The sequence below is a fragment of the [Clostridium] ultunense DSM 10521 genome (assembly GCF_000511955.1).
In the GTDB taxonomy this organism is placed as follows: Bacteria; Bacillota; Clostridia; order Tissierellales; family Tepidimicrobiaceae; genus Schnuerera; species Schnuerera ultunensis.
In genome coordinates this window covers 49,794-74,675 of sequence record NZ_AZSU01000006.1, presented here as the reverse complement: position 1 = coordinate 74,675, position 24,882 = coordinate 49,794, and the positions used below count along the sequence as shown (strand labels likewise).

At 29.7% G+C, this 24,882-nt stretch carries 35 protein-coding genes and 1 pseudogene; 3 read left to right on the top strand and 33 right to left on the bottom strand.

The window, feature by feature from the left end; genetic code table 11:
* Nucleotides 1-5 precede the first annotated feature (5 nt).
* From CUL_RS19560 to CUL_RS0113360, 13 genes are all read right to left on the bottom strand, one after another.
* The gene (locus CUL_RS19560; protein ID WP_025642195.1) at nucleotides 6-608 is read right to left on the bottom strand and encodes a GNAT family N-acetyltransferase; all 603 of its coding nucleotides are present in this window, start codon (nucleotides 606-608) and stop codon (nucleotides 6-8) included.
* Nucleotides 609-620: 12 nt separating this feature from the next.
* Nucleotides 621-881, bottom strand: coding sequence for a Fic family protein (locus tag CUL_RS19555; RefSeq protein WP_269077338.1), 261 nt, complete (start codon nucleotides 879-881; stop codon nucleotides 621-623).
* Between the two features lie 647 nt (nucleotides 882-1,528).
* Nucleotides 1,529-1,873, bottom strand: a complete 345-nt coding sequence (locus tag CUL_RS0113415) for a hypothetical protein (protein WP_005583376.1) — start codon at nucleotides 1,871-1,873, stop codon at nucleotides 1,529-1,531.
* Nucleotides 1,866-2,225, bottom strand: coding sequence for a DUF6036 family nucleotidyltransferase (locus CUL_RS0113410; RefSeq protein WP_330216564.1), 360 nt, complete (start codon nucleotides 2,223-2,225; stop codon nucleotides 1,866-1,868). Before CUL_RS0113410 ends, CUL_RS0113415 begins: the two co-directional genes overlap by 8 nt.
* Before the next feature lie 236 nt (nucleotides 2,226-2,461).
* Nucleotides 2,462-2,992, bottom strand: a complete 531-nt coding sequence (locus tag CUL_RS0113400) for a GNAT family N-acetyltransferase (protein ID WP_025642193.1) — start codon at nucleotides 2,990-2,992, stop codon at nucleotides 2,462-2,464.
* Between the two features lie 216 nt (nucleotides 2,993-3,208).
* Nucleotides 3,209-3,544: a type II toxin-antitoxin system PemK/MazF family toxin gene (locus tag CUL_RS0113395; RefSeq protein WP_005583571.1), complete on the bottom strand. Its 336-nt coding sequence runs from the start codon at nucleotides 3,542-3,544 to the stop codon at nucleotides 3,209-3,211.
* The gene (locus tag CUL_RS0113390) at nucleotides 3,537-3,734 is read right to left on the bottom strand and encodes a hypothetical protein (protein WP_005583572.1); all 198 of its coding nucleotides are present in this window, start codon (nucleotides 3,732-3,734) and stop codon (nucleotides 3,537-3,539) included. Before CUL_RS0113390 ends, CUL_RS0113395 begins: the two co-directional genes overlap by 8 nt.
* A 105-nt stretch (nucleotides 3,735-3,839) precedes the next feature.
* Nucleotides 3,840-4,265, bottom strand: coding sequence for a DUF4829 domain-containing protein (locus tag CUL_RS19550; protein ID WP_025642192.1), 426 nt, complete (start codon nucleotides 4,263-4,265; stop codon nucleotides 3,840-3,842).
* A 309-nt stretch (nucleotides 4,266-4,574) separates the two neighbouring features.
* Entirely contained in the window at nucleotides 4,575-4,991 is a 417-nt protein-coding gene (hepT, locus tag CUL_RS0113380; RefSeq protein WP_005583575.1) for a type VII toxin-antitoxin system HepT family RNase toxin, read from the bottom strand.
* Nucleotides 4,984-5,391: a type VII toxin-antitoxin system MntA family adenylyltransferase antitoxin gene (gene mntA / locus CUL_RS0113375; protein WP_005583577.1), complete on the bottom strand. Its 408-nt coding sequence runs from the start codon at nucleotides 5,389-5,391 to the stop codon at nucleotides 4,984-4,986. Before mntA ends, hepT begins: the two co-directional genes overlap by 8 nt.
* 141 nt (nucleotides 5,392-5,532) lie before the next feature.
* A complete protein-coding gene (locus tag CUL_RS0113370) occupies nucleotides 5,533-5,946 on the bottom strand; it encodes a hypothetical protein (protein WP_005583579.1) in 414 nt (137 codons plus the stop codon).
* Between the two features lie 238 nt (nucleotides 5,947-6,184).
* Complete coding sequence (locus CUL_RS0113365; protein ID WP_025642191.1) at nucleotides 6,185-9,430, bottom strand: ABC transporter permease; 3,246 nt, start codon at nucleotides 9,428-9,430, stop codon at nucleotides 6,185-6,187.
* On the bottom strand, nucleotides 9,431-10,135 hold the full coding sequence (locus CUL_RS0113360; protein WP_005583581.1) for an ABC transporter ATP-binding protein: 705 nt from the start codon (nucleotides 10,133-10,135) through the stop codon (nucleotides 9,431-9,433).
* Between the two features lie 285 nt (nucleotides 10,136-10,420).
* Between CUL_RS0113360 and CUL_RS18710 the strand changes: the two are divergent.
* Together CUL_RS18710 and CUL_RS18705 are read left to right on the top strand one after the other, a co-directional pair.
* Nucleotides 10,421-10,552: pseudogene (locus CUL_RS18710) on the top strand (IS6 family transposase); the annotation flags it as partial.
* A 163-nt stretch (nucleotides 10,553-10,715) separates the two neighbouring features.
* The gene (locus CUL_RS18705; RefSeq protein WP_097677644.1) at nucleotides 10,716-10,832 is read left to right on the top strand and encodes an IS3 family transposase; all 117 of its coding nucleotides are present in this window, start codon (nucleotides 10,716-10,718) and stop codon (nucleotides 10,830-10,832) included.
* 167 nt (nucleotides 10,833-10,999) lie between these two features.
* Here the strand turns inward: CUL_RS18705 and CUL_RS0113355 are convergent, their stop codons facing one another.
* The 11 genes from CUL_RS0113355 to CUL_RS18990 form a co-directional block, all read right to left on the bottom strand.
* Nucleotides 11,000-11,239 (bottom strand): type II toxin-antitoxin system PemK/MazF family toxin, encoded by a 240-nt coding sequence (locus tag CUL_RS0113355; protein WP_035143259.1) that lies wholly within the window; start codon nucleotides 11,237-11,239, stop codon nucleotides 11,000-11,002.
* A 320-nt stretch (nucleotides 11,240-11,559) separates the two neighbouring features.
* Entirely contained in the window at nucleotides 11,560-12,006 is a 447-nt protein-coding gene (locus tag CUL_RS0113345) for a hypothetical protein (RefSeq protein WP_025642189.1), read from the bottom strand.
* A gap of 256 nt (nucleotides 12,007-12,262) precedes the next feature.
* Nucleotides 12,263-12,640 carry a hypothetical protein gene (locus CUL_RS0113340; RefSeq protein WP_005583587.1) on the bottom strand — a complete coding sequence of 126 codons (378 nt, stop codon included), beginning with the start codon at nucleotides 12,638-12,640 and terminating at the stop codon, nucleotides 12,263-12,265.
* Nucleotides 12,627-13,193 carry a DUF6036 family nucleotidyltransferase gene (locus CUL_RS0113335; RefSeq protein WP_025642188.1) on the bottom strand — a complete coding sequence of 189 codons (567 nt, stop codon included), beginning with the start codon at nucleotides 13,191-13,193 and terminating at the stop codon, nucleotides 12,627-12,629. Before CUL_RS0113335 ends, CUL_RS0113340 begins: the two co-directional genes overlap by 14 nt.
* Nucleotides 13,194-13,592: 399 nt before the next feature.
* Nucleotides 13,593-13,841 (bottom strand): type II toxin-antitoxin system RelE family toxin, encoded by a 249-nt coding sequence (locus CUL_RS0113330; RefSeq protein WP_005583590.1) that lies wholly within the window; start codon nucleotides 13,839-13,841, stop codon nucleotides 13,593-13,595.
* On the bottom strand, nucleotides 13,831-14,085 hold the full coding sequence (locus CUL_RS0113325; RefSeq protein WP_005583592.1) for a hypothetical protein: 255 nt from the start codon (nucleotides 14,083-14,085) through the stop codon (nucleotides 13,831-13,833). The genes CUL_RS0113330 and CUL_RS0113325 overlap by 11 nt, the downstream gene beginning before the upstream one ends.
* A gap of 287 nt (nucleotides 14,086-14,372) precedes the next feature.
* The gene (locus CUL_RS0113315) at nucleotides 14,373-14,615 is read right to left on the bottom strand and encodes a hypothetical protein (RefSeq protein WP_025642186.1); all 243 of its coding nucleotides are present in this window, start codon (nucleotides 14,613-14,615) and stop codon (nucleotides 14,373-14,375) included.
* Nucleotides 14,616-14,817: 202 nt separating this feature from the next.
* The gene (locus CUL_RS0113310) at nucleotides 14,818-15,036 is read right to left on the bottom strand and encodes a PF20097 family protein (protein ID WP_005584748.1); all 219 of its coding nucleotides are present in this window, start codon (nucleotides 15,034-15,036) and stop codon (nucleotides 14,818-14,820) included.
* A 71-nt stretch (nucleotides 15,037-15,107) separates the two neighbouring features.
* Nucleotides 15,108-16,397, bottom strand: a complete 1,290-nt coding sequence (locus tag CUL_RS0113305; protein WP_005584750.1) for a copper amine oxidase N-terminal domain-containing protein — start codon at nucleotides 16,395-16,397, stop codon at nucleotides 15,108-15,110.
* 123 nt (nucleotides 16,398-16,520) lie between these two features.
* A complete protein-coding gene (locus tag CUL_RS0113300) occupies nucleotides 16,521-16,745 on the bottom strand; it encodes a type II toxin-antitoxin system VapC family toxin (protein WP_025642183.1) in 225 nt (74 codons plus the stop codon).
* Nucleotides 16,736-16,906, bottom strand: coding sequence for a hypothetical protein (locus CUL_RS18990; protein WP_157752669.1), 171 nt, complete (start codon nucleotides 16,904-16,906; stop codon nucleotides 16,736-16,738). The genes CUL_RS0113300 and CUL_RS18990 overlap by 10 nt, the downstream gene beginning before the upstream one ends.
* 206 nt (nucleotides 16,907-17,112) lie before the next feature.
* Here CUL_RS18990 and CUL_RS18985 point away from each other — a divergent pair, with 206 nt between their 5' ends.
* A complete protein-coding gene (locus CUL_RS18985; RefSeq protein ID WP_157752668.1) occupies nucleotides 17,113-17,322 on the top strand; it encodes a hypothetical protein in 210 nt (69 codons plus the stop codon).
* Nucleotides 17,323-17,518: 196 nt separating this feature from the next.
* Here the strand turns inward: CUL_RS18985 and CUL_RS0113280 are convergent, their stop codons facing one another.
* The 9 genes from CUL_RS0113280 to CUL_RS0113235 form a co-directional block, all read right to left on the bottom strand.
* Entirely contained in the window at nucleotides 17,519-17,752 is a 234-nt protein-coding gene (locus tag CUL_RS0113280; RefSeq protein ID WP_005584755.1) for a hypothetical protein, read from the bottom strand.
* Between the two features lie 132 nt (nucleotides 17,753-17,884).
* Complete coding sequence (rlmH, locus tag CUL_RS0113275; RefSeq protein WP_005584757.1) at nucleotides 17,885-18,364, bottom strand: 23S rRNA (pseudouridine(1915)-N(3))-methyltransferase RlmH; 480 nt, start codon at nucleotides 18,362-18,364, stop codon at nucleotides 17,885-17,887.
* Nucleotides 18,365-18,403: 39 nt separating this feature from the next.
* Nucleotides 18,404-19,156: a 5'/3'-nucleotidase SurE gene (surE, locus tag CUL_RS0113270; protein ID WP_005584758.1), complete on the bottom strand. Its 753-nt coding sequence runs from the start codon at nucleotides 19,154-19,156 to the stop codon at nucleotides 18,404-18,406.
* Nucleotides 19,157-19,321: 165 nt separating this feature from the next.
* The gene (locus CUL_RS18085) at nucleotides 19,322-20,425 is read right to left on the bottom strand and encodes a stalk domain-containing protein (RefSeq protein ID WP_025642182.1); all 1,104 of its coding nucleotides are present in this window, start codon (nucleotides 20,423-20,425) and stop codon (nucleotides 19,322-19,324) included.
* 105 nt (nucleotides 20,426-20,530) lie between these two features.
* Nucleotides 20,531-21,673, bottom strand: a complete 1,143-nt coding sequence (locus tag CUL_RS0113255; protein ID WP_025642181.1) for an RtcB family protein — start codon at nucleotides 21,671-21,673, stop codon at nucleotides 20,531-20,533.
* 22 nt (nucleotides 21,674-21,695) lie between these two features.
* A complete protein-coding gene (locus CUL_RS18480) occupies nucleotides 21,696-21,863 on the bottom strand; it encodes a CxxH/CxxC protein (protein WP_005583835.1) in 168 nt (55 codons plus the stop codon).
* A 116-nt stretch (nucleotides 21,864-21,979) separates the two neighbouring features.
* Nucleotides 21,980-23,119 (bottom strand): serine protease HtrA, encoded by a 1,140-nt coding sequence (gene htrA, locus CUL_RS0113245; RefSeq protein ID WP_025642180.1) that lies wholly within the window; start codon nucleotides 23,117-23,119, stop codon nucleotides 21,980-21,982.
* A 19-nt stretch (nucleotides 23,120-23,138) separates the two neighbouring features.
* The gene (locus CUL_RS0113240) at nucleotides 23,139-23,933 is read right to left on the bottom strand and encodes an MBL fold metallo-hydrolase (protein WP_005583833.1); all 795 of its coding nucleotides are present in this window, start codon (nucleotides 23,931-23,933) and stop codon (nucleotides 23,139-23,141) included.
* A gap of 91 nt (nucleotides 23,934-24,024) precedes the next feature.
* On the bottom strand, nucleotides 24,025-24,873 hold the full coding sequence (locus tag CUL_RS0113235) for a two-component system regulatory protein YycI (RefSeq protein WP_025642178.1): 849 nt from the start codon (nucleotides 24,871-24,873) through the stop codon (nucleotides 24,025-24,027).
* Between the last annotated feature and the right edge of the window lie 9 nt (nucleotides 24,874-24,882).

Genomic DNA, 24,882 nt, shown 5'->3' with positions numbered 1-24,882 from the left:
TAGTATTACTTTCTGATTTTAATTGCTTTTTCCATAACCATAATCTCCCAGTTCCTTTCAGGATGAATTGTACTAATCATTTCTTTTACTACTTTAAATCCCATTCTTGCCCAAAACTCAAATCCATTTTTGTTTTGTTTTAGCACACCTAATCTTATTCTACGATACCCCTTTTCTCTCATATTTGCTATAAACCCTTCAATAAATGCTCTTCCATATCCTTGTCTATGAAAATCTCCATTAATCATAAATAATCCTATGTATACTGCATCTTCATCTGGATAATTCATTATATAATCTATAATTCCAATATCTTGACCATTCATAGATATTAATTTATAGTTCTTATTCAGCAAATTTGAGCCTGGTGGCATATCATTTTTATCTTCAATAACAGATTCTATTGAAGGCTTTCCATTCATTGAAATTTTAAAATACTCTCCATTTGTATCATAAATATTTAAAACGTTTTTAAGCAAATCTTCAGTAATTGTTTTCAAAATAAACTTGTTTTCAATATATTTCAACTTTCCCACCCCATAATCATTTACTATTTCTAAAACTGAAATATATCTCTCCAACTCTTCTTCTACATACTCTTTAATCATTTCAGTTAACATCTAAGAGTTAGAATTATTTAATTGAAAATCTACAAAGGGATGCATAGCTTCAAATTGTAAATGAAATAATACAACTTTTTCAATAATATGTTTATCTTTCATCTCTTCATTATATTCATTAATTAATTGCTCCATTAATACTAGCACCAAATATGGCCCTGGTGATTCATATACTGTCCCTAAAACAGTAACTGGTATACGCCTATATTTTTCCCTATCTTGAGGCTTATCCATTAAAGCTATGCTATTAATATCCTTTATAGGATTCTCTAATAGGGGTATTTTTTCTTTTACTAATTCTTCTATATAAAAAACGCTTCCTTATATCCAATTACTTTCAAATGCTCTTTCAATGGTTTTTTATCTATAGTAATTCCTTCCTGTAAAACAAGCCGTAAGAGGCCGATATTCATCAAGTCCTTTTAATAAATTATCGAGTTTTTCAAACATTTTATCTCCTCATTTTTTATAATTATTAAATATATATATTATACCATAATTTTCTATATATAATTCTATATTAATACCTATATTATTATATTTATTATTTATCTAATCTCACAATATATTGACAAGTTTTCTTTTGCCCATTTTTTATAAAGTTCATGCCACTCATGACTACTTATTTTACATTTATATTAATTGTCCTTTCTGCAGATAATTTAGCTTATACAACATTACTAGGAATAACATAGAGGTCTTAGCTAAATTTTATCATAATCAAAAACAGCTTGTCCTACTTATCATACGGTTCACCGTATCAACTCCACTCGCAAAATGAATAGGATATGTTTAGTAGTTAATATAGGCTGATAAAAATAAGCATTAGGTTTTATCACATAAACCTAATGCTCCTGTTCTAATATTATTAAAAACTTTAAAAATTAACTTATTATCCTTTTATGCCCCTATCCCCAATATGATAATTTTAAAAACATATTTACAATCTTTTGTAATTCAGAAAATTCTTCTTCACCTAGTACACCATAATCCCTACCATAAATACCCCTTGATTCTAAACTCCATAAAAGCGATTTAAAATTAGGATATTCATAAATATTCTTCTTCAATAAATATATAAAATGCTCCAATTTCTGATAATTAATAGTATTATTGTTTTTTTCCTCTTCATATAAAGATAAGTCTAATATTAATTCTAGGGGTTCAGTAATTTTATATCTATAATCATCAGTATTATTGGGTAAAAAATCACTTTTATAGTTTTCATAACTTTCACATACTATTCTATACATAGTACCTCTCCTTAAACTGTGGTAATCTTTTTATAAATTGATTCTTTTTAGATTCATATAAATCATCTCTCAACAATACTTCATCTATAATTTGATTTATTAATTCTTTATCAGCTATCTCTATAAGTTCATCTATATCCTCTATGTCTTTTTGTTCCAGTCTGATTATTTTGCTTACAATTATATCTTCAGGGGACAATAAATATACATTTAAATATCTAAATTTGTTTAGCTTTATAGCTCTTTCCTTATATTTAGGTGATATTATAGTGCTTTCATATTCTAACATATCGAAATCCCTTAATTGTACAAAAACTCTCCCTAATTTAGAAGGATAATTTAACCTTACTATTCTTCTCTAACACCTGATTTATTGCCCAATAAATCTCCATTTCTTTATAGGCAAATTTATTTGCATCCATTTCCATAGGATTTCTCAAGTATAATTCAATACAAAAGTCTTCATCTTGTTTTATTTTATATTGAAATTCCTCATCATTGTTAAAAAGATATATCGTATTATCTGTTACATATGAAATAAAGAATATGTCTCTTTTCTTACTTAAATAATTAGAAATATAAATTCATCTATTCTAAAAACTCCTTGCTATAAACCACAGTTCCTCTAATACCCTCTAGTCCTCTAACTTCAAGTTCCAATGCCATAAATGCTTCATTTGGAACCTCAAATGGTGCTTTAATTCCCCATATACTTGCAGGTTTAAATCCAAATCGTGGATAGTATTTATCGTGTCCCAGAACAATTACTGATTTAAAACCAATTTCTTTTGCAACCTTTAAACTTTCGCTTATTAATTTACTACCTACACCTTTATTCTGATGTTCTGGTAAAACTGAAACAGGTGCTAATGCTAATGTATTATATCTATTTTCTTCATTTTCTATGATTAATTTTGTAAGCATTATATGCCCTACAGTTTCTCCATCCAGTTCTGCAACAAGTGAGAGTTCTGGTACAAAAACATCACTTTTTCTTAATTTTGCAACTAAAAGATGTTCTTTCTGGTCACTGTACTCTGCATTTTTAAATGCTTTTTCTACCAAGTTTTCTGAAACCTTATAATCCGTTCCTTTTTCCTGTCTTATTTTTATATTCATCTTTAATTTACTCCTTTAAAAAATTAGGTTTTATGTCATATAAATCTACTTACACGTATTATACCACTTATTTCTAGTTTATGATAACCCCTTAAACATTATCCTACAACGCATAGCTTGTCCACTATTTATGATATGGTTCACCGTATCGGCTTGACTCGCAAAACCTATTTGGTGGTAGATATACCTAACAAAAAATAACAGGAGAGTCTCCTGTTATTTTATTAGTTCATTAATTTTATTCTTTACCCTATTCATAACGTCATCATTAACTTCGCCAAATTTCTTAATAACAATATTTTGAGCTAAAGTATAAATCTTATCTACTCTTATACATGAATCAATTTTTAAATTCCCTTCCAACAAGTCACTATTCGTAATAAACACACTATAGTCCTTTGATGTAAAATTTGAGGTAATAGCAACCACTATTATATCATCTGTTTTAGAATTATAATCATCATTCGATAGTACAAGAACAGGTCTCTTTTTACTAGATGTCAAATCTGTAAAAGGTATTGGTATTAATAATATATCTCTTTGCTTATACATTGTTCCATACCTCATCATCTATGTCATTATCCCAAAAACCCATACTACTTTTACTTGCATCTTCTAACTCCTTAAACATATATCTCTCATTTTTCATTTTTAAATATCCTATAAAATCTATTACTTCATGTATTTGATTTTCTGGAATTTCGTCTATAAGTCTTAATAATATTTGTTTAGCAGTGTCCATTTAATCACTACCCTTCAAATAATGTAGTATATACTTATTATACCATATTATCTATTATATATAATATAAATGATGTTCAACAACGATTATATTCTTTGTAAATTATTAATACCCTTGATCATCTATCATCCATTCACTATCTTTATTATCTCTTATTAATAACCACTGATAATTCTCATAAGAACCAGGACTAAAAACAGGATTATCTTCAGAGTCATCAACATTAAAATTAGATAATAATACAATAATATCTTCAGGTTTAACCCCAGTTCCTTCACCTTTACCATTTTCTAAATAGAATTTAATATTTCTATCTGACTCTTCTTCATCGTACCATATTTTTGTTAGAGTAGAAGCTGGAAAGGCAAAATTATCTTTTACAATTTTTATCGCATTATTAATCTCTTCCCTATTAAACTTATCAGAATCCCCAATATCTATTGTTAACTCTTCATTAGTTGATTTTTGATTACAAGCTACCAGTGAAAATACTAGCAAGATTGCAAACAATGAGACAATAATTTTTTTCATAAAATCCCCCTTTCTAATTAGACTTTCATTATATTTATTTATTAATTTAATGAACATAATCCTACTTATACGTATTATACCATTAAATAACAACTTACAATAGTCATACGCAGGAGACCAAAGGTCTCCCCTACAACGCATAGCTTGTCCACTATTCGTGATAGAGTTCACCTTATCAGTTCTACTAGCAAAACTTATTTATCAATCAAAATATAATGAGAATTAAGATTAAAGTAATAAATATATAAATAAAGCAGTAGATTTAACTACAATAAACCTACTGCTTTCATAATGCATATATATTAATCCTTAAATAAAATTATCATTAACAAAAATAACAAATTTCTTTATATCAATTAAGTTATTTTTTAAAATGCTATATATTATTTTTTTATCTATGTTTATATATTCGTGAGACAATATATTTCTAAGGCCTACCATATTCCTATAAACTTTCGTTTCCTCATCGTTTAAATGTTTCTCCTTATTTAAGATGTTAAATGCTTCACCTAATGTTTCTGGACTGCCCATATTATTATCTACCACAATATGAGTTGCTATATCAATCATCATGTTTATTGCTATAAACAAATTATATTCTACCACATCTTGTATAATATCATCCTTTAAAAATTCTTCCAGAGATATTTCCTTAAACCTTTCTATTTTATTTATAGAAGTTGATAATTGGTTTAACCTTTGTTTAATCACTTCAATATTAACCATTGGACTCCACCTCTTTTTTCAATCTTTCTATAGTTTTATCATAAGATAAGTTTAGGTACCTTTTTATATCACTATATTCAAACAAGGTTTTTACTTTATATTGACTTTCCAAAGTTTTATCACGACTAAAAAGCAATATATTATTTTTATAGATTTCATATTTTAATAGAGGAGGTGCATTGTTTAATATTACTAAATCAACTTCCCTTTTAAGAACTTCTGATAAATTCATTTTAATTTCAAGATATGTATCTATATCTATATTTTTCTTCAAATATATAGCAATATCTATGTCACTATTTTCTGTTATACTATTTTGAGCATACGAACCAAAGATATAGGAGAAGACAATATCTTCATATTTCATTAAAATATCTTTACACTTTTTAATAATATCCATCTTATCACTATCCCTTAAATGGTATGTTATATATTTATTATACCCCATTAATAAAAGTTTGCTATATGTTGAACATAATATAAATAATGTACAACATTAAAAACTTGTGTCAATTAATAATGAATTTTCCTTTAGTATAATTTATATATTTGCTCTTTTCTTTTTGACAGTAATTTGCATGATAGCTCCAATTACAATAAACAATAGAATTATACCAATCCAGATTTCAAATCCAGGATGATGTCTAAGTCTATATATTTCTTCTGCCTTCATACCATCAAGAATCTTGCTTTCATTATAAGTCTTTATCAGTGCTCCAAGATAGTTTCCAACAAAAATGCCAGTGGTGATTCCTATAGTCATAAATGCAGAAACAAGTCTTTTATTCAAGAAAAGAAACAGTAGAGCGGTTGAACTTAAAACTAAATAAAACTTCCAGTTATGCGCGGCCCATCCAAATAGATATTCTGAATTTAAAACAGTACATGCTACTAAAAGAACCACTACTAATATAAGAACCTCAATAATTGCGTAAATGTAATTATTTTGTTTCATAGTTTTACCCCTCCCTATTATAAGAGTATACTTATCCTTGTGTCGTATAATATCACTTATATACATTATACCACTTAATTCCAGTTTATGATAACCCCTTAAACATTATCCTACAACGCATAGCTTGTCCACTATTTATGATATGGTTCACCGTATCACATCCTAAACCATAAACATAGAAAAACATAATCTTTCTACTACACCATAGATGAATAAAACCTAGTGAAACTCACTAGGTTTATTCTATGGACTTCAAAGATTCCACCATGTCTATTCTCTTCAATTTAAAATACATCACAAAATCCACCATAGCTGCAAAAACTAAGGTTAAAATGGCTGAATATACAAAGGACATGTTTCCAATTTCTCTACCAAACATTATAAATTCTATTTCTGTAGTGAGTATTATAAATTTGTGGAGAAATATTCCCGCTACTATCCCCAATACTGTTCCCATTATAGTTAGTATTCTATTTTCCCTATATACATATTTGGAAACTTCCCCATCATAAAAGCCCAATACTTTAATTGTAGCAATTTCCCTAATTCTTTCAGAGATATTTATATTAGTTAGATTATATAATACTACAAAAGCCAAGGCTCCAGCTGAAACTATTAGAACCATAATTACTTTATCTAAACTATCTAAAGTATTATTAAAAGCCTTACTAATTCCAGTTATAAATTCTATAGAACTTACATCGTCATTTTTCAATAGCTCTTTAGATAATTTGTCCTCAAAGACCTTTTCTGTATTAGTAGTTTTAGCTAGTATTCTCTTATATTCCAAATCTTCTTCGAATACCTTTTCATATAAACTAGGTGATATATAAACATAGTGATTTATATAATTTTCTGTAATACCAATGATCTTCACCATTCTTTTTATATCATTTTCATCTTTAATATATATTTCATCTCCTATATTTACATTTAACAATTGAGATGCCTTTTCTGATAAAATTGCCCCATCTTCTGTTATAGATAAATTTTCACCTGTTTCCCTATTTCGAAGTATTATAAAATCTTTGAGCCCATTTATATCTTCTGGAACTATAATATTGGCGGATTCTTCTAACCCACCTTTACCTATATCCATAGTTTGTTCTTTTATTAATATATAATCTTCTATTCTAGAATCTTCCTCTAGAGTATCTATAGATTTGGTGCTTTTGCCTATACCTATGCCATCCTTTAGGTCCATTACCATTTCATATTTATTTATTTCATCAAATTGTTTGCTAGTAATGGCCATAATAGAGTCCTTTAGACCAAAACCTGCCACTAATAGGGCAGTGCAACCCGCTATGCCTATTATGGTCATAAATAGTCTTCGCTTATATCTAAATAAATTCCTAGCTGTTACTTTTTGAGAAAATCTAAGTTTAGACCATATAAAATCTATTCTTTCTAATAATATTCTCTTACCTGGCTTTGGGGCTCTAGGTCTTAAAAGATTAGCAGGTACTTCCCTTAATTCACCGTAAACAGCTATTAGTGCTGCTGAATTTGTGGCTATAACTGCTATGAATGTAGATAATAGAGCATAATAGGAATTATACTCTATTATAATATCTGGCATAATATACATAATCCTATAGGCATTAAATATAACAGTGGGTAATGCCCAAAAGCCAATAAACAGTCCTACTATACTGCCACTAATACTAGCTGTAGCCGCATATACTATATATTTAGAAGCTATAGCTATATTTTTATAACCCATGGCCTTAAGACTTCCAATATAAACCCTCTCCTCATCTACCATCCGAGTCATAGTGGTCAAAGACACCAATATGGCTATAAGAAAGAAAAACACTGGAAAGACTTTAGCTACTGCATCTATTCTATCAGCGGCCATTTCATATTCCATAAAATCTTTAGTTTGACTTCGTTTTACAATATACCATTTAGGTTTCTTTAATTTTTTTAATTCTTCTTCTACATCTGCTATTTTCTTTTTAGCACCTGCTATTTCTTCATCAGATTCCTTTTTACCCTTTAAATATTCTTCATAGCCTTCATCATATTCACGTTTTCCATCCTCTATTTCCTTACGAGCCTTTTCAAATTCTTTTAAGGCTGTTTTTTTAGAATCTTCTAGTTTAATTTTTTCCTTTTGTAATCGCATCTTGCCTTCAGCTATTTCAATTTTAGCATTCCTTAATTTTTCTTCGCCTATTTCCAAATCACTTTTATTCTTTTCTAATTCTGCCTCGGCAAAAGAAATTTCCTGTTTCCCCTTTGCCAATTCCTTTTCTCCTGCTTCAATTATAGCTAAGGTTTTAGCCTTTTCATTTTCATCTATAATGTAGTTAAATCCAAGTTTTGCCTGTTCCAATTCCTTTTCTTTGGCATCTAATTTTCTTTCCCCATTAGCTATTTGGATTTCTGCTTGTTTAAATTTTTCTTGAGCCGATTTCTTTTCTTCATTAAAATTTTTGAGATTCTTGTTGTACTCATCTTCTCCAGTTTTAAGTTTATTTTCTTCTTCACTTAATTTATTTTCTGCTGATTTAATAGTTTTATTGAATTCCTTTTCTTTATCTTTTAATTCACTTTCACCCTTGGCTATTTTTTCTTTGGCTTCATTTAATTCCTTTTCTGCCTTAGCCAATTCCTCAACTTGTTTCTCTTCTCCCTCTTGAAGTTCTTTTTTTGCATCTTCTAGTTTTTCATTGGCTTCTTCCATTATTTCATCATATCTGGCTTCTTTTCTTAAATTCGCTATTCTTTCTAAATCCTTTTTAATGGGATTTAGCAAATCACCATATTCTTTACTAAAAGTTAGAACTTCCCTAGCACCTTTTATAGTTAAATAAAGATCAGTATAAACTGATAATTTAAATTCTTCCTCTGGTAATATAACAAAACTACTTACCTTACCATTTCCAATGGTGCTGGTACCTCTTTCATAGGCTATATAGAGAGGACTCTCTACTAGACCTACTACTGTATATTCATCATTTTCTAGATTTTCTAATATATCTTCATCTGTGCCAGAATTTAATTTAATTTTTTCTCCTAGTTGAATAGGGCTTATGCCCAATTTACTTTTCTCTGCCAAACATTCCCCAGGTTTTTCTGGAAATCTTCCCTCTACTAAATTTACTCTATTTATATAGTCTTCGCTTTCAGCCTTTATTTTGTCCATAGGTAGCGAAATCAATCTAATTACCTTTTCGTTTTCTCCATCTTCAAATATAGCATCCATGGCATAACTAGGAGCTATGCCTTCAATATTTTCTAGTTTTGAAATTTCCTCTATATCCCTTTCATTAAATCCTAATGTGGAGATTAGCCAAAAATCCATTAATCTATAATCATCAAAATACTTATCTCCAGTAATTTTCATATCTGGTGCTGTAGCCTTTATCCCTGCAAAAAATCCAGTACCTAACGCAACTATGGCAAATATAGCTAAGAAACGACCTAGGGAGTTTTTTATTTCCCTAAAGGTATCTTTTATTAAGGATTGTTTCAATTACCATTCAATCCTTTCCACTGGTAGTGGATTAGAATTTATTAATTCTTTCTCAACTTTTCCATTTTTAATTTTTATTACTTTATCTGCCATAGGTGCAATAGCTTGATTATGAGTAACTACCACTACAGTCATATTATTGTTTCTACTGGTATTCTGTAACAATTTTAATACAGATTTACCTGTATTATAATCCAACGCCCCTGTAGGCTCATCGCATAATAATAGTTTAGGGTTTTTGGCTAAGGCTCTGGCTATGGCCACTCTTTGCTGTTCTCCACCAGATAACTGGCTAGGAAAATTATCCCTTCTATCTTTAAGGCCTACCTGTTCTAAAATCATTTCTGGTTCGAAGGGATCTTTACAAATTTCTGTAGCCAATTCTATATTTTCAACTGCAGTTAAATTTTGAACTAAATTATAAAATTGAAATACAAAACCTATATCATTTCTTCTATAAGTGGTTAATTCCCTAGGGGAATACCCGCTTATATTATTTTCATCTACTATTAGTTCACCATAAGTTGGAGTGTCCATTCCCCCTAAAATATTTAGAATGGTGCTTTTACCTGCACCACTAGGCCCCACCACTACAACAAATTCACCTTTATCTATGGAAAAAGATATATTGTCTAAGGCTTTTATTTCAATTTCCCCCATTTCATATATTTTTTCCACATTGTTTACTTCTATAAATTCTGACATAATTTCCCACCCTTGCTATTTAAACTTGTGTTTAAAACTATATAATACATTATACCCTATTTTTTTACACATAGGTGGAAGATTTGATGGAAATGTGGTTTTGGTTTCATTATAATAAAAGATCTATATTTTAAACCTTAAAAATACGTTTTGATACAATTCTTGATTTTTCATAAAAATAACGCAATTTATTAAGTTTCAATGCCCTATTATATAATGCAAGGATTCCATTTTTATGAGGGCTTACATCTGTTTCGAATTTTTCTATTTTGTAACGAATAGATTTATATTGCATTTGAATCCGCAAATAATTTAATTAGCACGTTTTTACTTTTCTATAATTTTGTTAGGCCTCATTCATCTCTTAATGGCTTAACTCCAGCTCAAGTTGCTGGATTAAATCTAACTGAAAGATAGAAGAAAAAATATCTTCTTGTAGCATAAATTTTGCTCGAATTTCGCCTAAACATTTTTCAAATGTACGTCCTTGAGACTGTCAAGGGCACGCGTTATCACATTCATTTTACCCTTGATAACCTCAAGGCAAAAGAGATTTGATAGATAAAATCCAGATAAAGAAATAGAAGAAGAAATTCTATCAATCAGAGAAGAGCATAAAGACTATGGGTACAGAAGAATACATGGGGAACTCTTAAACAAAGGCTGTAAAATCAATAAAAAGACAATTATCTTATAGTGTAAGTCGCCAGTCAAGAGACGCTTCGCTTCTGCTCTTGACAGTCAATTTACACTATAGGGTGAAGCACTTAGCTACAGCTCAAAATAAAAACAAAGTAGAAATCATTCCAATCTCTACTCTGGGAAAAAAGTCTAACTTTTTGAGGTCACCTTAAATTTCTCCTGTTATTTTATTTGTTCATTTATTCTATTCTTTACCTCATTCATAACATCATCATTAACTTCGCCAAATTTCTTAATCACAATATTTTGGGCTAAAGAATAAATTTTATCTACTCTTATACATGAATTTATTTTTAAATTTCCTTCCGGCAAACCACTATTAGTAATAAATATGCTACAGTCCTTTGATGTAAGATTTGAAATAATAGCAGCCACTATTATATCAAAGGTATTGGAATTAATAATATATCTCTTTGTTTATATATTGCTCCATACCTCACTATCTATGTCATTATCCCAAAAATCCATGCTGCTTTTACTTGCTTCTTCTAACTCCTTAAACATATTTCTTCCATTTTTAAACAGCCTATAAAATCTATTACTTCATGTATTTTATTTTTTGGAATTCCACCTATAAGTTTTAATAATATTTGTTTAGCAGTGTCCATTTTATCACTATCTTTTAAATAATCTATTATATGTTTATTGTACCATATTATCTATTACATATAATAGAAATAATGCGGCTTAATGTAATCGTAAAATAATGCTCATAATCTTCGCTAAAGATTGCGAATATTATCCAATGATTTTTGAATATCCTTGAATACAAGTAATTGCATACTATCTTTATACCTTAATGGGTTGGCGCGATGCAGTGCATTTTCAATATGATTTTTTAAATCTGGTTTATATTTTACAATGGAAGGCAAAGCCTTGATACATTGTCTCGCAGTTATTGGCTTATCATCTATAATATGCTTTAAGTACTCATCAATTATTTCGTCAATCTTATAATCAACATCCCACCTTGCGTTAGCCGCAATAAGAACAATACCCCTTGTTCTTATATAAGAGTTTGTGTTGTTCAACATTTCTACAAAAGTGTCAAAAAACGGATAGACCTCAGCAGAACGACTGCTTTTATCTTCCAGCTGTTTTAAACAGTGATACGCCTGCTTATCATCGCAATTCATCAAACCGTCGACTAAGTCTTGAATATTTGACACTGCCCTCACCTCCACAAAATATAAATAATCCTTAATACATATTTTCCCATTTACATGTAAGTGTAGCATTTAATTCCAGTTTATGATAATCCCTTAAACATTATCCTATAACTCATACTTACCCTACTTGTGATACGGCTCACCGTATCGGTTCTACTAGCAAAATTTATTTGATGATAAATATAATACCATAGAATTAAAGCAGTAGATTTATTATAAAAATAATCTACTGCTTTAAAATTATATTTAAATTAACTTAAATTCTTTCAATGCCACATAAATCAAAATAAACATTCCTTGCCTTAAAGGGAGCAGGATTAATATATTGTAATTTTACTTTCTCAAAATCAGTTATTTTTTTAGAATGAAAATAGGGTTTTTCAAACCTTAACCTTTCATCTCTTAACCAACCTGGAACCTCTATGTCATGTAATTGCAAATAGTAATCTATTAAGGCTGATACTTTGATTAAATACTTTGTTTCTTTTTCACTACATTTATCTATGTCTATTGGATTATATAGACTATTTATAAAATCCATATCTTTGGATTTTAATAATTCTAATAATTGATTTATACTTGTATCTTCGTCTGGATATTCAAATAAATCCTTTAAGTATTTATTCCCAATCATAACCTAAATCCTCCCCTAAATATTTAATGAAATTTATTTGTCTTTCTCCCAAAAGTGTTAGGGGTATATAGTCCGAAACTGTATCTAACAATTCTGTCCTAGTAGTAATATTCAAATCTTTGCATAATATATAAGCATCTATAAAATCCTTAGCTGGCTCTGGCCTAGCAGCTAGTACTTTCATAGCAAGTAATTGTTCAGCTTTAGGTTTTAATATTTTTAAATTAGAATATACTTTATATGTTTCTTTATCTTCTTTTAAGAGGGATTTTAATGGCTCCTTAATTTCTTCATTTATCCAATCATCAGAAAGATTAAAGGTAAATTTAGTAAGGTCTAATATGTTGTCCAATAACTTTATATTGGTTTCGCTAAATACACAATCTATATCTCTAGTGGCAGGCCTATTATCGTAAACCATAGTCATAATAGAGCCACCATAAACTGTTATCTCCAATTGTAATTGGTTTTCTTTCAACCGTTCATTAAGATATTCAAAAATCTTAAGCAATTTATCCCTATCCATCAATCCTATATTATTGGATTTAGCCATATTATTCCTCCTAAACGTACTAGACGTAGAATTTGTTTATATTATAATTATATCATACTAACAAATGGTTTTCTCTTATTACATATAATATAGACCTTGCGTCATTATAAAAGAAATTATTCTTTACTTGGTAATGATAGTCCTATATAATTTTCATTTACATATAATGCAAATATTATATCACTAAATAGTAATCAATAATAGTCTTATATGCCCCCAAGTATTACCATATAAAAAATAGCTTGTCTACTACTTATGGTATGGTTCACCGTATCGGTTCTACTAGTAAAATTTATTTGGTGATGAGTATAATACCATAGAATTAAAGCAGTAGATTTATTATAGAAATAATCTACTGCTTGTATTGCAATATAATTAAAAGTTTATGAAATTAATCTATTATCTGTTATAGACTTCTCCTCGAGATGCAATTTCAATAATATTTATAACTAAGCCCTTCTCATCTTTACTAAATATAATTCTATATTTACCAACTCTTAACCTATAATCTTCAGTATTCCCTTGTAGCTTTTTAACATCCCCAGACGGGAGTCGGTTTATAGCCTTAATTATTCTCAATTGAGTATTTTTATCTAGCCTTTTTAGATACTTAAGACAACCTTTTTCATATTTAATATTATATTTCATTTTTATTAATCCCCAGTTCTTTCAAAAGGTCATCTTGGTCAATAAATTCACCTTTTAATTTAATTTCTTCCAACTGAAGACGTTCTTCTTCTGTTATATATCCATGTTCTAGTTCGTTTATTTCATTCCATTTATCTTGGGTCTCTTTAAATTTTAAAAACTCAGCCAAATCAATAACTGTTTTAATATTCTCTGGCCTTAGCTCATCTCTTAATATTTTTTCAATTTTTTTTGCAAGGGTCATGATTCTCCCCTCCCTATTTGTAATACTTTTTTAAAAAATACTAATAAAAAAATTATTCATATATATTATATCATAATTTTCTGTATATAATGATTTGTAAATATCTATTTCAATATTTATTTCTTATATATATTTCCTATAATTAAATAAATCAAAGCTCTGAAATGGTAAATTTAAAGCAGAATCTAACAATCCTTCATCTTTAACATCATCACTTCCACCTGTTTTTTCTGTTTTTTGAATAAGAAGGCTATGCATTTTTAATATTCGGGTTTTAATTAATCTTTTCATTTAGCTAATTGCTCAAATGCCTTCATATGTTTAAATAGTATTCTTTTAGCTACTTCATCTACTTCTTCATCACCTAGTATTTCTTCTTTTTGTAATTGGGTATAATCTATTAATTCATAACGAGGTACATTACTTTTCAAAATTACTGTAGCTCCATTTTCATCTACCAACCTAGCTACTTTTGAAAATTTTTGATTAACTTCTGAAATAGAAACCAAATTATTAATATTAATTTTCATAAAATCTTCACCTTCCTCTTATGCGTATTATATCCATTTTAGGACATATTCAACCTAAATAATAATAAATAGGTAATAACTTTTCATATTATGGTATTTCCAAGAATAAATACAATAAAGATATATTTCTAATTACAATATGCCTTCAATATTAATACTTATTCCATATAATTTATAAATTATATACATTAATTTTATAGCTTTAATTCATGTTATTTTCCCCATCAATAATAATCTTTTTACATTCTTCACAATAAAAGGCTTCTATACTATACCCTAATTTGATACCTTCCGCAAACCATTGTAAGAATATTCCCTTATCTTTCTCTTCAGGAATCCATTTAAGACAGTATCTATCTCCATGTATAAAACCTAATTTCATTTTTGCTCCACAGTATGGGCATATATTTATATTTTCCATTTATAGACCTCCCATTATATGAACAATATGTGTTGCACATTAATATACTGATGTTCATCTACTTAATACATTTAATCACCTAATAATCCATAGTACTCTACAAAACCATGTACTAAATCTACTACTACAACATATCTACAATCTTTATCCCCATACGTCTCATGCTTACCCTCTTCATATAGACTTGGATATAAATCTGGTGTCCTATTTAATTCAATATATTTGTCAACATACCTATTAACAAATTCATTTGCTAATTTTAGGGCATTATCTTGTGTTAGTTCACTCTCTTCTAATTCATGATGGTAACTCTTTAAATGATATCTTATTAGATTAGCCTCCTCACCAAACTCTGACTCGATTTTTATTGATACTTCATCTTCGTTTTCCATATTCCTCATATATAAAAGGCTACTATTTGGTATTGGTTTCCAGTAAGTAAAGATTTCGTCTCTTTTAAAGATATTCTCTGGTACATAATTTTCTAAGATATCATATAGTACTTCTATTTCTCTTTCGTAGTTGTCCTTATCATCCTCTACAAATTCATAATCAGCATTAATCTTTCTAAAAGAACCCAAAACCTTTAGCCCTTCATCATATATCTTCTTATATGAATCTACCGTTTCAGGATAGAATTGAAAATCGCTTCCAAATAATGCTTCAATATATTTTCCATCACTATAGTCAAGCACATAATCATCTGAGCAAGTTAGCCCAGCAGTTAATGAATAGTCACTAAGTCTTACTTCAAATACTGGTCCATAGCTTTCGTATCCATCTTCGATAAATCTCCCTGTTGACTTCTTATCGTAGACATATAGAGTCCCATCTTTTGTCTCGATAATAGCTTCATCCTTCCATGAATTTGGAAAGCTTAGAGTATATCCATATTCTTCATTGAAATAAATAAATGTATCTTCAATATTCGCTTCTTGATTGAATTCTCCAATCAATACATTATAATTACTTCCATCCCAAGTAACATCCTTTCCCATACTTTCTGCTACAAATCTAAGTGGAACAAAGATATTATTATCTATTAGCAATGGCTTAACATCCAATTCTAACTCTTCATCATTCACCATAGCCATATTAGAGTTTATAGTTAATAATATATTAGCATTATTTTTTATTATATAAATCTGATTGTCAACATACTCTACTTTAAAATCTAACTTCTCGCCCAGAGCCTCAACGGGTACGAAGATTCTATCACTTTCTAAGATAGTTTCCATATCTACACCAGCTCCATCTAATATAACATTGACCTTGTGACCTTGTGCATTTACTGGAATGCTTAACAAAACAACTAATATCAATACAAGACTCAAGTACTTTCCTATACTTTTCGCGCTCATCATCTCCTTAACATTATTTTATCATCATTATAAAAAATTATAAGTCATTTCCTATAATTGTAATAATATTGTAAATAATAAAAATAAAAACCAGTAGGTTTTCTAACATAATAAACCTGCTGGTTAATCCTCTATATCTTCTATAATTATTGCTTCTATATTCTCTTTACTACATACATTTTTTAATTTAATATCATTTGTAATAAAATAATCAACATTCATGGATATACCTGTAGCTAAAATTATCGCATCTGGAGTTTTAAAATTATAATTAGCCCTAAGCCTTGATGCTATATCTGCAATTTTATAATCCACATCAATAATTGATAGATTATTGTTTATTCCCATGATTCTCTCTCCTCTTTTATATATTCATTAGTGTTAATATTGTTCCATAATTCCTTTCCCAATCCTCTCGTAACTTTTGCAAAACTATCTGGCTTTTCCATTAATAAGATTTGCCTAGCTTCTTCGTCATATAACCATATAATTTCAGCACCTGGTCTCAATCCTGCCTTTTTAATATTTCTTCTGGTATCTTTAGACTTCGGTCCTCATTCAGCTTAGAAATAAGACTCATTATTAACACTTCCTTCCTTTTATAGATATCTCAGGGATATTAACTTATATATATTATATTATTATTTTTTACACATTGTCTGAATTTGTACTAGTTTTTCTTGCCTTTACTATAATTATAGATGCAATTTGTATTATGAAAGAAACAATTGTTATTAGTACTAAAAGACCAACAGGAGTAAAGGGCTTGAAATACCAGCTCCATTCTTCTGATGGCAGCTTTCTTAAAATAAGAAAATATGAAGAAACAAAACTTAATATGTTCCCAATAATAAGTATAATAATATTATGTGTTATAATGGCAGTTCTACAAAGGATTCCAAAACCTATTATCATAAACCCATAGAATATCATCGTTCAAGAAGTAGCATCACCATTTATAGCTAGATATCCATATGGAATACAATAAGCCATGAGCATTAAAAATTTTATTAGTTTTTTATTCATACACCTTGTTCCCCCAAATTATATTTTGTTGTACCTAAATCTATCACTGTACGTTAAATAGAAATAATACATCATATAGGCCTATGAACTCATGACTAAATGCTTCGCATTTTCTTTTTTATTAAGAACTTGATAATAATAGCAATAAATACAATCAATGCAACAGCTAATCCATATATTTGGATGCTTGTATACCAAGGTGCTGACTGAATTTCATATAAATCAGGATGATTTATATAGTCAAAATATCTATATATAGAATGAGCTATAAATACGCCAATAAATGAGCCAATTACAGAATTTAAAATAATATTTAACCTTTGGAGCATATTGTCCACCTCTTTCTACCCTTATCTTATTACTACATATAATCCTACTTATACTTACTATACCATTAAATAACAATTTACAATAGTCATATACAGGAGGCCAAAGGTCTCCCCTATAACTCATAGCTTGTCCTACTTATGATACGGTTCACCCCTGATTATCCTAAACCCCCTGTATATTTGTTCTAACAATATAATCCTCATCAATTGATGAGGAAAGGTCATTTTTGAAAATGATAGTTTATAATTAGCCTTATTTCGAACCTCCTGAGATAATCCTAGGGATCCTCCTATAATAAATGTAATATCATTTATACCACCTACCATTAGATCTTCTATTTTTTTCGACAATTCTTCTGAGGAAATTTCCTTGCCTTCTATTTCCAGGGAAATAATAAAAGAATTTTGGGGGATTTTAGATAATAGTTTCCTGCCTTCTTTATTTTTTATAATCTCTATGTCTTTTTTCGAAAGATTCTCTGGAGCTTTTTCATCTCCTATTTCTATTATCTCCAGATTACAATACCTTGAAAGTCGTTTTGAATATTCCTTAATACCCTCTCGCATATATTTTTCTTTGATTTTTCCAACTGCAATAATTTTTATATTCATTGCTGCCTCCTAACTCTATATTTTTTCATAGATTATTTTCTATAACCAGTCTTTAACTTCATCTAATAAATTAAAATTAGTAAGGTCATAATGTAGAGGAGTTATAGTTACATACCCTTGGGAAAGGTAAAATCTATCTGTATCTTCTTCAAATTCAGCATCTTTTCTTCCCTGAAGTTTTAGTAGTTTTTCTCCATTTTCTCCATTCCCTTCATCAATGTAATAATCGTATATTACACCACCAATTTTACACACTTTAACTCCTTTAACCTTTTTGTTTTCAAGATAAGGAGTATTTATACTTAATATAATATTATTTTTAATAAAATCATCCTTTGATTTTTCTAAAATATATTTGCTATATTTTGCTGCTAAATGATAATCTATTTTCCCATCTATCCATTCAGCCGATAAAGCCATAGCGGGAAGTTTATACATATTTGCTTCAATAGCTGCTGATACAGTACCTGAATAGAGTATATCCATTCCAGCATTTAACCCCATATTTATTCCTGATATAACCAAATCTATAGGTTTCTCTATTAATTTATCCAAACCTATCCTCACACAATCTGCTGGAGTACCCGAGACACTATAGGCTTTTGATTTAATACCTTCTAACTCAACTTCTTTTACGATTAAAGATTTAGATATTGTTATAGCCTGGCTTTGAGCACTTCTCTGATCTTCCGGTGCCACTATAATTATTTCATAATTTTTTTCTAATCTCTCTGCTAATATACGTATTCCCTCTGCATGTATCCCATCGTCATTAACTAATAATATTCTCATTTTTTGCCTCCCCTAAATAAATGATTATAGATAGTATTATACCAAAACCTAAAAAAAATAGCATATAAAAAATACCTCCAAGTAAATAATCTAATTTAAATTGATTAGATCGTCTACTTTGGAAGTATCATATAAATCGGTGAAAAGGATTTTTTTATATAATATTTAATATTTAATATTTATTATATTATCTTCATTAATTATAATTTGGCCTTGTAATACCCGTTCTATAAAACTTATAGGTACGTAGGTTCTTCCCTTTATTAATTTAGCCTCCTCTTCTAAATATATTAAAGCTTTTGAGAAATAATATTTATCTTTACCTATATATGCCCCTGCTGATATTGGTCCTTTATTTATATTCGCAACTCTATTTTTCCCATCCCATGTTACTTCGAAACCTAAAGCTTTAGCCACTTCTGCTAAAGGCATCATTATTGTTCCTTTTTCAGATTTAAACATAGGATTTTGTAATTTTATCTTTTTACCATTTATAATTACAGGTTTCAGATTCTTTAAAATATGAACTATCCTCTCTCCTGAAATTTTGAATTCTGGATATCCAGAGCTTCTCGGAGCGATTTCATACAATTGGAATGCAACTACTAAATTACCATTTTCGTTAATATAAAATGATTGATCGTCCTTTATAGATTTAAATCCATCATCACCTTCAAAATACGTTTTTTTACCAGTATCCATTTCCTCCTTAATTTGTCTATTTATTTCATCATTTATTATGGCTTTAAAATCACTATTTTCTTTAAATAAATCCTCTAATCTAATAGTCTTATTTTCTTTTACATCGATATTGTAATAATCTCTTCTTGACATTCCATTGGCTCCACCAGTATATGAATAGGTGGTAATTGCAAAGGATAGAATATCCTCTTCTGACTTAATTTGGTGGCCAATTTTCATTTCGGGCTTCCATTCAATGCCCAATTTTTTTAATTCTTCTACCTCTTTTTCGAATTGATTTAAATCCTTTTCTGCAGTTCTTTTAATTATATAGTTCAATTGTTCTTGATATACTCCATCTTTTAATCCTTTAATTACTGGTATTTCAATGTCAACATTATCAATATCTGATTTAATAGTTTCCGTGGATATTTTTGCTTTATTTGCACCTATTTCTGCATTTATGGACAAAGGGTTGTTTAACTCCTTTCTAATATAAGCATCTATATCCTCACCACTTTTTGCAAGTGAAACATTCCCTAACATTAAACCTCCAGCTAATCCAAGTAATATCACTTCTTTTTTCATTTTATATACCCCCTCAAATCTTTGTTGTCATATATGGAGTATACCACCCTTATGAAAACACTTGGTTACATAAAAGTTACAACAAAGTTACAAGCTAGTTACTATCTAGCCTTTAACTACTCCTAAAGGGGTAAATTTAACTACTGGTTTTACTAAATCTTTTTGATTTGCTATTACTTCCTCTATATCTTTATATGCCATAGGTGCTTCAGACAGGTCACCTCTCCATCCTTTGTGAACAATACCCTCCATTGCCTTGTCAGCCATTTCCCTAGTTATAAGTTTATTAGCCATTTTTCTAGACATTACTCTGCCAGCTCCATGGGAACAGGTCCTAAAACTCTCCTCATTTCCCAATCCTTCTACTATATATGAAGGTGTACCCATTGAACCAGGTATAATCCCTAATTCTCCTGATTCAGCCCTAATAGCACCTTTTCTATGAACAATAACTTCTTCTCTAAAGTGAGTTTCTATTGCTGCGTAATTATGGTGTATACCTATTTTTTGTAAAATCTTATGAGAATCGGTTTCTTCCCTAAATATAGTATAAAATTGTTCTAATAATTGTTCCCTATTTTCCTTAGCAAATTCGAGAGCATAATTCATGGCAACAAAATATTCTTGTCCTTCTTTTGAGTCAATATATAATCCAGCTAAATCCTGTTTTGATGGAGACAATTTGGTCGCCTTATTTATTTCGTTAGCTATTTTATTGTAATAATTGGCTATCTTATATCCAAAATTTCTGCTTCCCGAATGGACCATCAACCAAATATGTCCATCACTACCCTGTTCCATAGTCATAAAGTGATTGCCACCACCTAAGGTGCCAAGTTGATATCTAGCTGCTTCTAGTTCTTCCAATACCACCTTTGAATTAGGTGGATTGTCAAAACCTTTCCATTCTCTTGGTTTTTTATGATGTTTATACCCTAAAGGTATGGTCTTATGAGCCTTGTCCACTATATTTTCAATCTGTTCAATATTGATATTCTTAATATCAGTTTTGGCTGCAATAATTCCACATCCAATATCTACTCCTACTGCATTAGGAATTATTACTCCCTTTGATGCCAAAACACCACCTATTGGCATCCCAAATCCTACATGGACATCTGCCATTAACGCAATATGTGAATATGCAAAAGGTAAATTAGCAAGATTGACAGCTTGCTGAAGGGCCTCATCTTCTACCTCATCAGCCCAAGATTTTATAGGTATTCTTCCTAAATCAAATTTTTTCACATAGACCCCTCCTTAATAAATATTAAACTACTAAGTACTTAGGTAAATTTTCACAATAATTACAGCTATGGGGACTAGCCCAATCGGTAAAAGAAACCTTTTCTAATTCATATATATCTGGTGGCTGTTCGTAAGTCTCCACAAAATCTTCTATGGCATTTTCCAAATGTTTATTACAAACTACATACATAAAATCAACTCCACTTATTTAAAAGGTATAGAATCATATAAATAATCCTATATAGTATATGCAAAAAACTTTTGTTTATAAAAGCTTGACAAATTTGTCAAGCTTTTATAAATGCTTTATTTCAATTGGGTAAATGTAACCTCTACAGAAATTTCTTTTCCATTTCTGATGACAGTCAAATTGGCTTTATCACCTTTTTTATATTTATACAAAATCTTTCCAAGCTGACTCATACTTTCAATCTCCTGATTGTCCATTTTTGCTATTATATCCCCTGGTCTAAGTCCCGTTTTATCCGCAGGAGTATTGGGAGCTACTTCAAGCACTATAACTCCTTTATCAACACTTAACTCTACCCCCATCTGCCTTTCATATCTCTCTATTTCGATTCCAGTAATGCCTAAATAAACTATCTTAAAATCCCCTTGTTTAACAATCTGATCAATAATAGGTTTAACTACATTGATAGGAATAGCAAAACCCAAGCCTTCAGCTGCTGTAGACTTTATCTTTACGGTATTAATACCAATTACTTCTCCTTTGCTATTTAACAATGGCCCCCCACTATTTCCAGGATTTATAGAAGCATCTGTCTGTATTAGATTCTCTATTACATTATATTGATCTATTCTTATGGATCTGTTTAAGCCTGATATTATACCTGATGTAACAGTCCTTTGAAAATCCAACCCTAAGGGATTCCCTATTGCTACAGCCAACTGACCTACTTGTAGATAATCTGAATCCCCTAGCTCAGCAGCAGGAAGTCCACTAGCTTCTACTTTTACTACTGCCAAATCTAAAGATGCATCATACCACAATACATCTCCAGGAAGGGTGTCCCCATTTTCAAACAAAACATTTATCTTTTTAGCTCTACCATCTCCCACTACATGAGAGTTTGTAAGTATATATCCATTAGAATTTACTATTACTCCTGAACCTAACCCTTCTACTTCTCTCTCCCAAATGAATTCCCTTTGGATCTGGACTGTAGTTATTCCTACTACAGAACTTATAGCTTTTTTAGCTACCGCTTCAACATATGATATATTGTCAGATGGTGTAATATTTATTTGTTGTCCTACATTGGTAGGCCTTTCTTTATAATAGATATCCGGCATAGGAATTATTTTTCCATAAAGATAAGTGGGTGCAATATAAGCACTAACTATTCCTCCAATAATAGCTCCAATTAACGCAACGACAAAATATGAAAAGATTCCCCTTTTTCTAGGTGGCCTTTCATAATACATGTTAATTCCTCCAATCTATTTATAGGGTATATACTCTGGTTGGTCTATCTCTATATGTTAAGTCCAAAGCTATATCTCTATGTACATTTATCCCATAATCTTCCATGCATTCTCTTACCGTTTCATGGGCTATAGATGGCCTATTATTTTCTTTACTTAGATGAGCCAATAACACTATTTCACCATTACCTGTTAATACTTCAGACAAGGTTTTTCCTGCATCGAAATTGGATAGATGGCCTTTGGTGCTTAGTATTCTCTTTTTTAAATACCAAGGATAATTTCCTTCTTTAAGCATTTTTACATCATGATTGGATTCCATGAGATAAAGGGATGAACCCTTGATTATGCTCTTCATATTATCATTTACCCAACCTGTATCGGTTATAATACTTATTTTAATATTTTTATGATAAATACAATATCCTACAGGTTCTGCTGCATCGTGGAATACTTTGAAGGAATGAATATCTAAATCCCCCAGTTGGAAATCTTCATTCGATTCTATGATTTTAATATTTTTAGCCTTTATTTCACCTACAGCCCTTTCCATCCTGGTCCATGTACTTTGGTTAGCATAAATAGGAATATCATATCTTCTGGAAAGCACCCCTACTCCCCTTATATGATCTATATGTTCATGGGTTACTAATATACTATCTATGGTAGTAGGGCAAACATCTATGGATGATAACAGCCTCTCTATTTTTTTGCCACTAAGACCTCCATCTATCAATATTTTTACTCTATCTGTTTCAATATATTGGCAATTTCCACTACTACCACTAGAAAGGGAACAAAACTTTATCCCCATTTTGAACCACTCCAATACAAAATATTTTTTAATACATATTATAGTATATATTATTTATAAATAAAAAAGAAGAACCAATCTATTGTTCTTCCTAGTACTCATCAATAAATATTTTATATCCGTCATCAAATTGAATTCTCCATGCTGGAACAGCTTTTCCTTGTTTTGCATCCTTAGGTTCTCCTAAATAATCATGTTTTTCAGGATCAAAATAATAGCAGAGAGAAATATCAGCAAGGGTTTTACCATATGCTTCCTGCATTCCAAGTAAAGTTAATATGGATTTAGGTGCAGTACTAATATATATTTCTACTTCACCAAAATCCTTCTCATTAAGCCACAATCGTTCAAATTTTTTAATTCCCCTCTTATCTATTTGAAAATTTGTAAAGGTTCTTTCAACAAGTATATCTCCATATATCTTCGAATATTCTAGATAAAATATCCCCTTATCTTCTTTAATAAAGGTCAGTTTCATATCAGAAGCTTGAAATTGTCCCTTACTAATAAATTCTTCTGACAATTGTATAGCTTTATCTTTATCTAAATCTTTATATATTTCCCTTTCTCTCTTGTTTTCGTAAATGATGAATCTATCATTTATTACCAATATGGATTCATCATCTTTAACGATTTTAGCAAGGTCTTCTCCATCCTGCTCAATAATTCCATTATTATTAAAATAATTCCTATTTAATTCTTGTATATTGACATTTTCATACTCTACTGTCATAGCATTCAAACGGGGTATATCCTTCGGTATCTGGGTGGAAACAGTTATATTTTTATCTTTTAACAGTTTAATTACGTCTTCAATAAACTCATCCTTAATGGTTGGCTCATTACTAATATGGTTTTCTCCCATTATAACATAGACTAATAGTATGTTTGTAATAATAAAAGCAACTATTAATATGGTCTTAGCTTTTGACCAATCCATTCCTTTTCA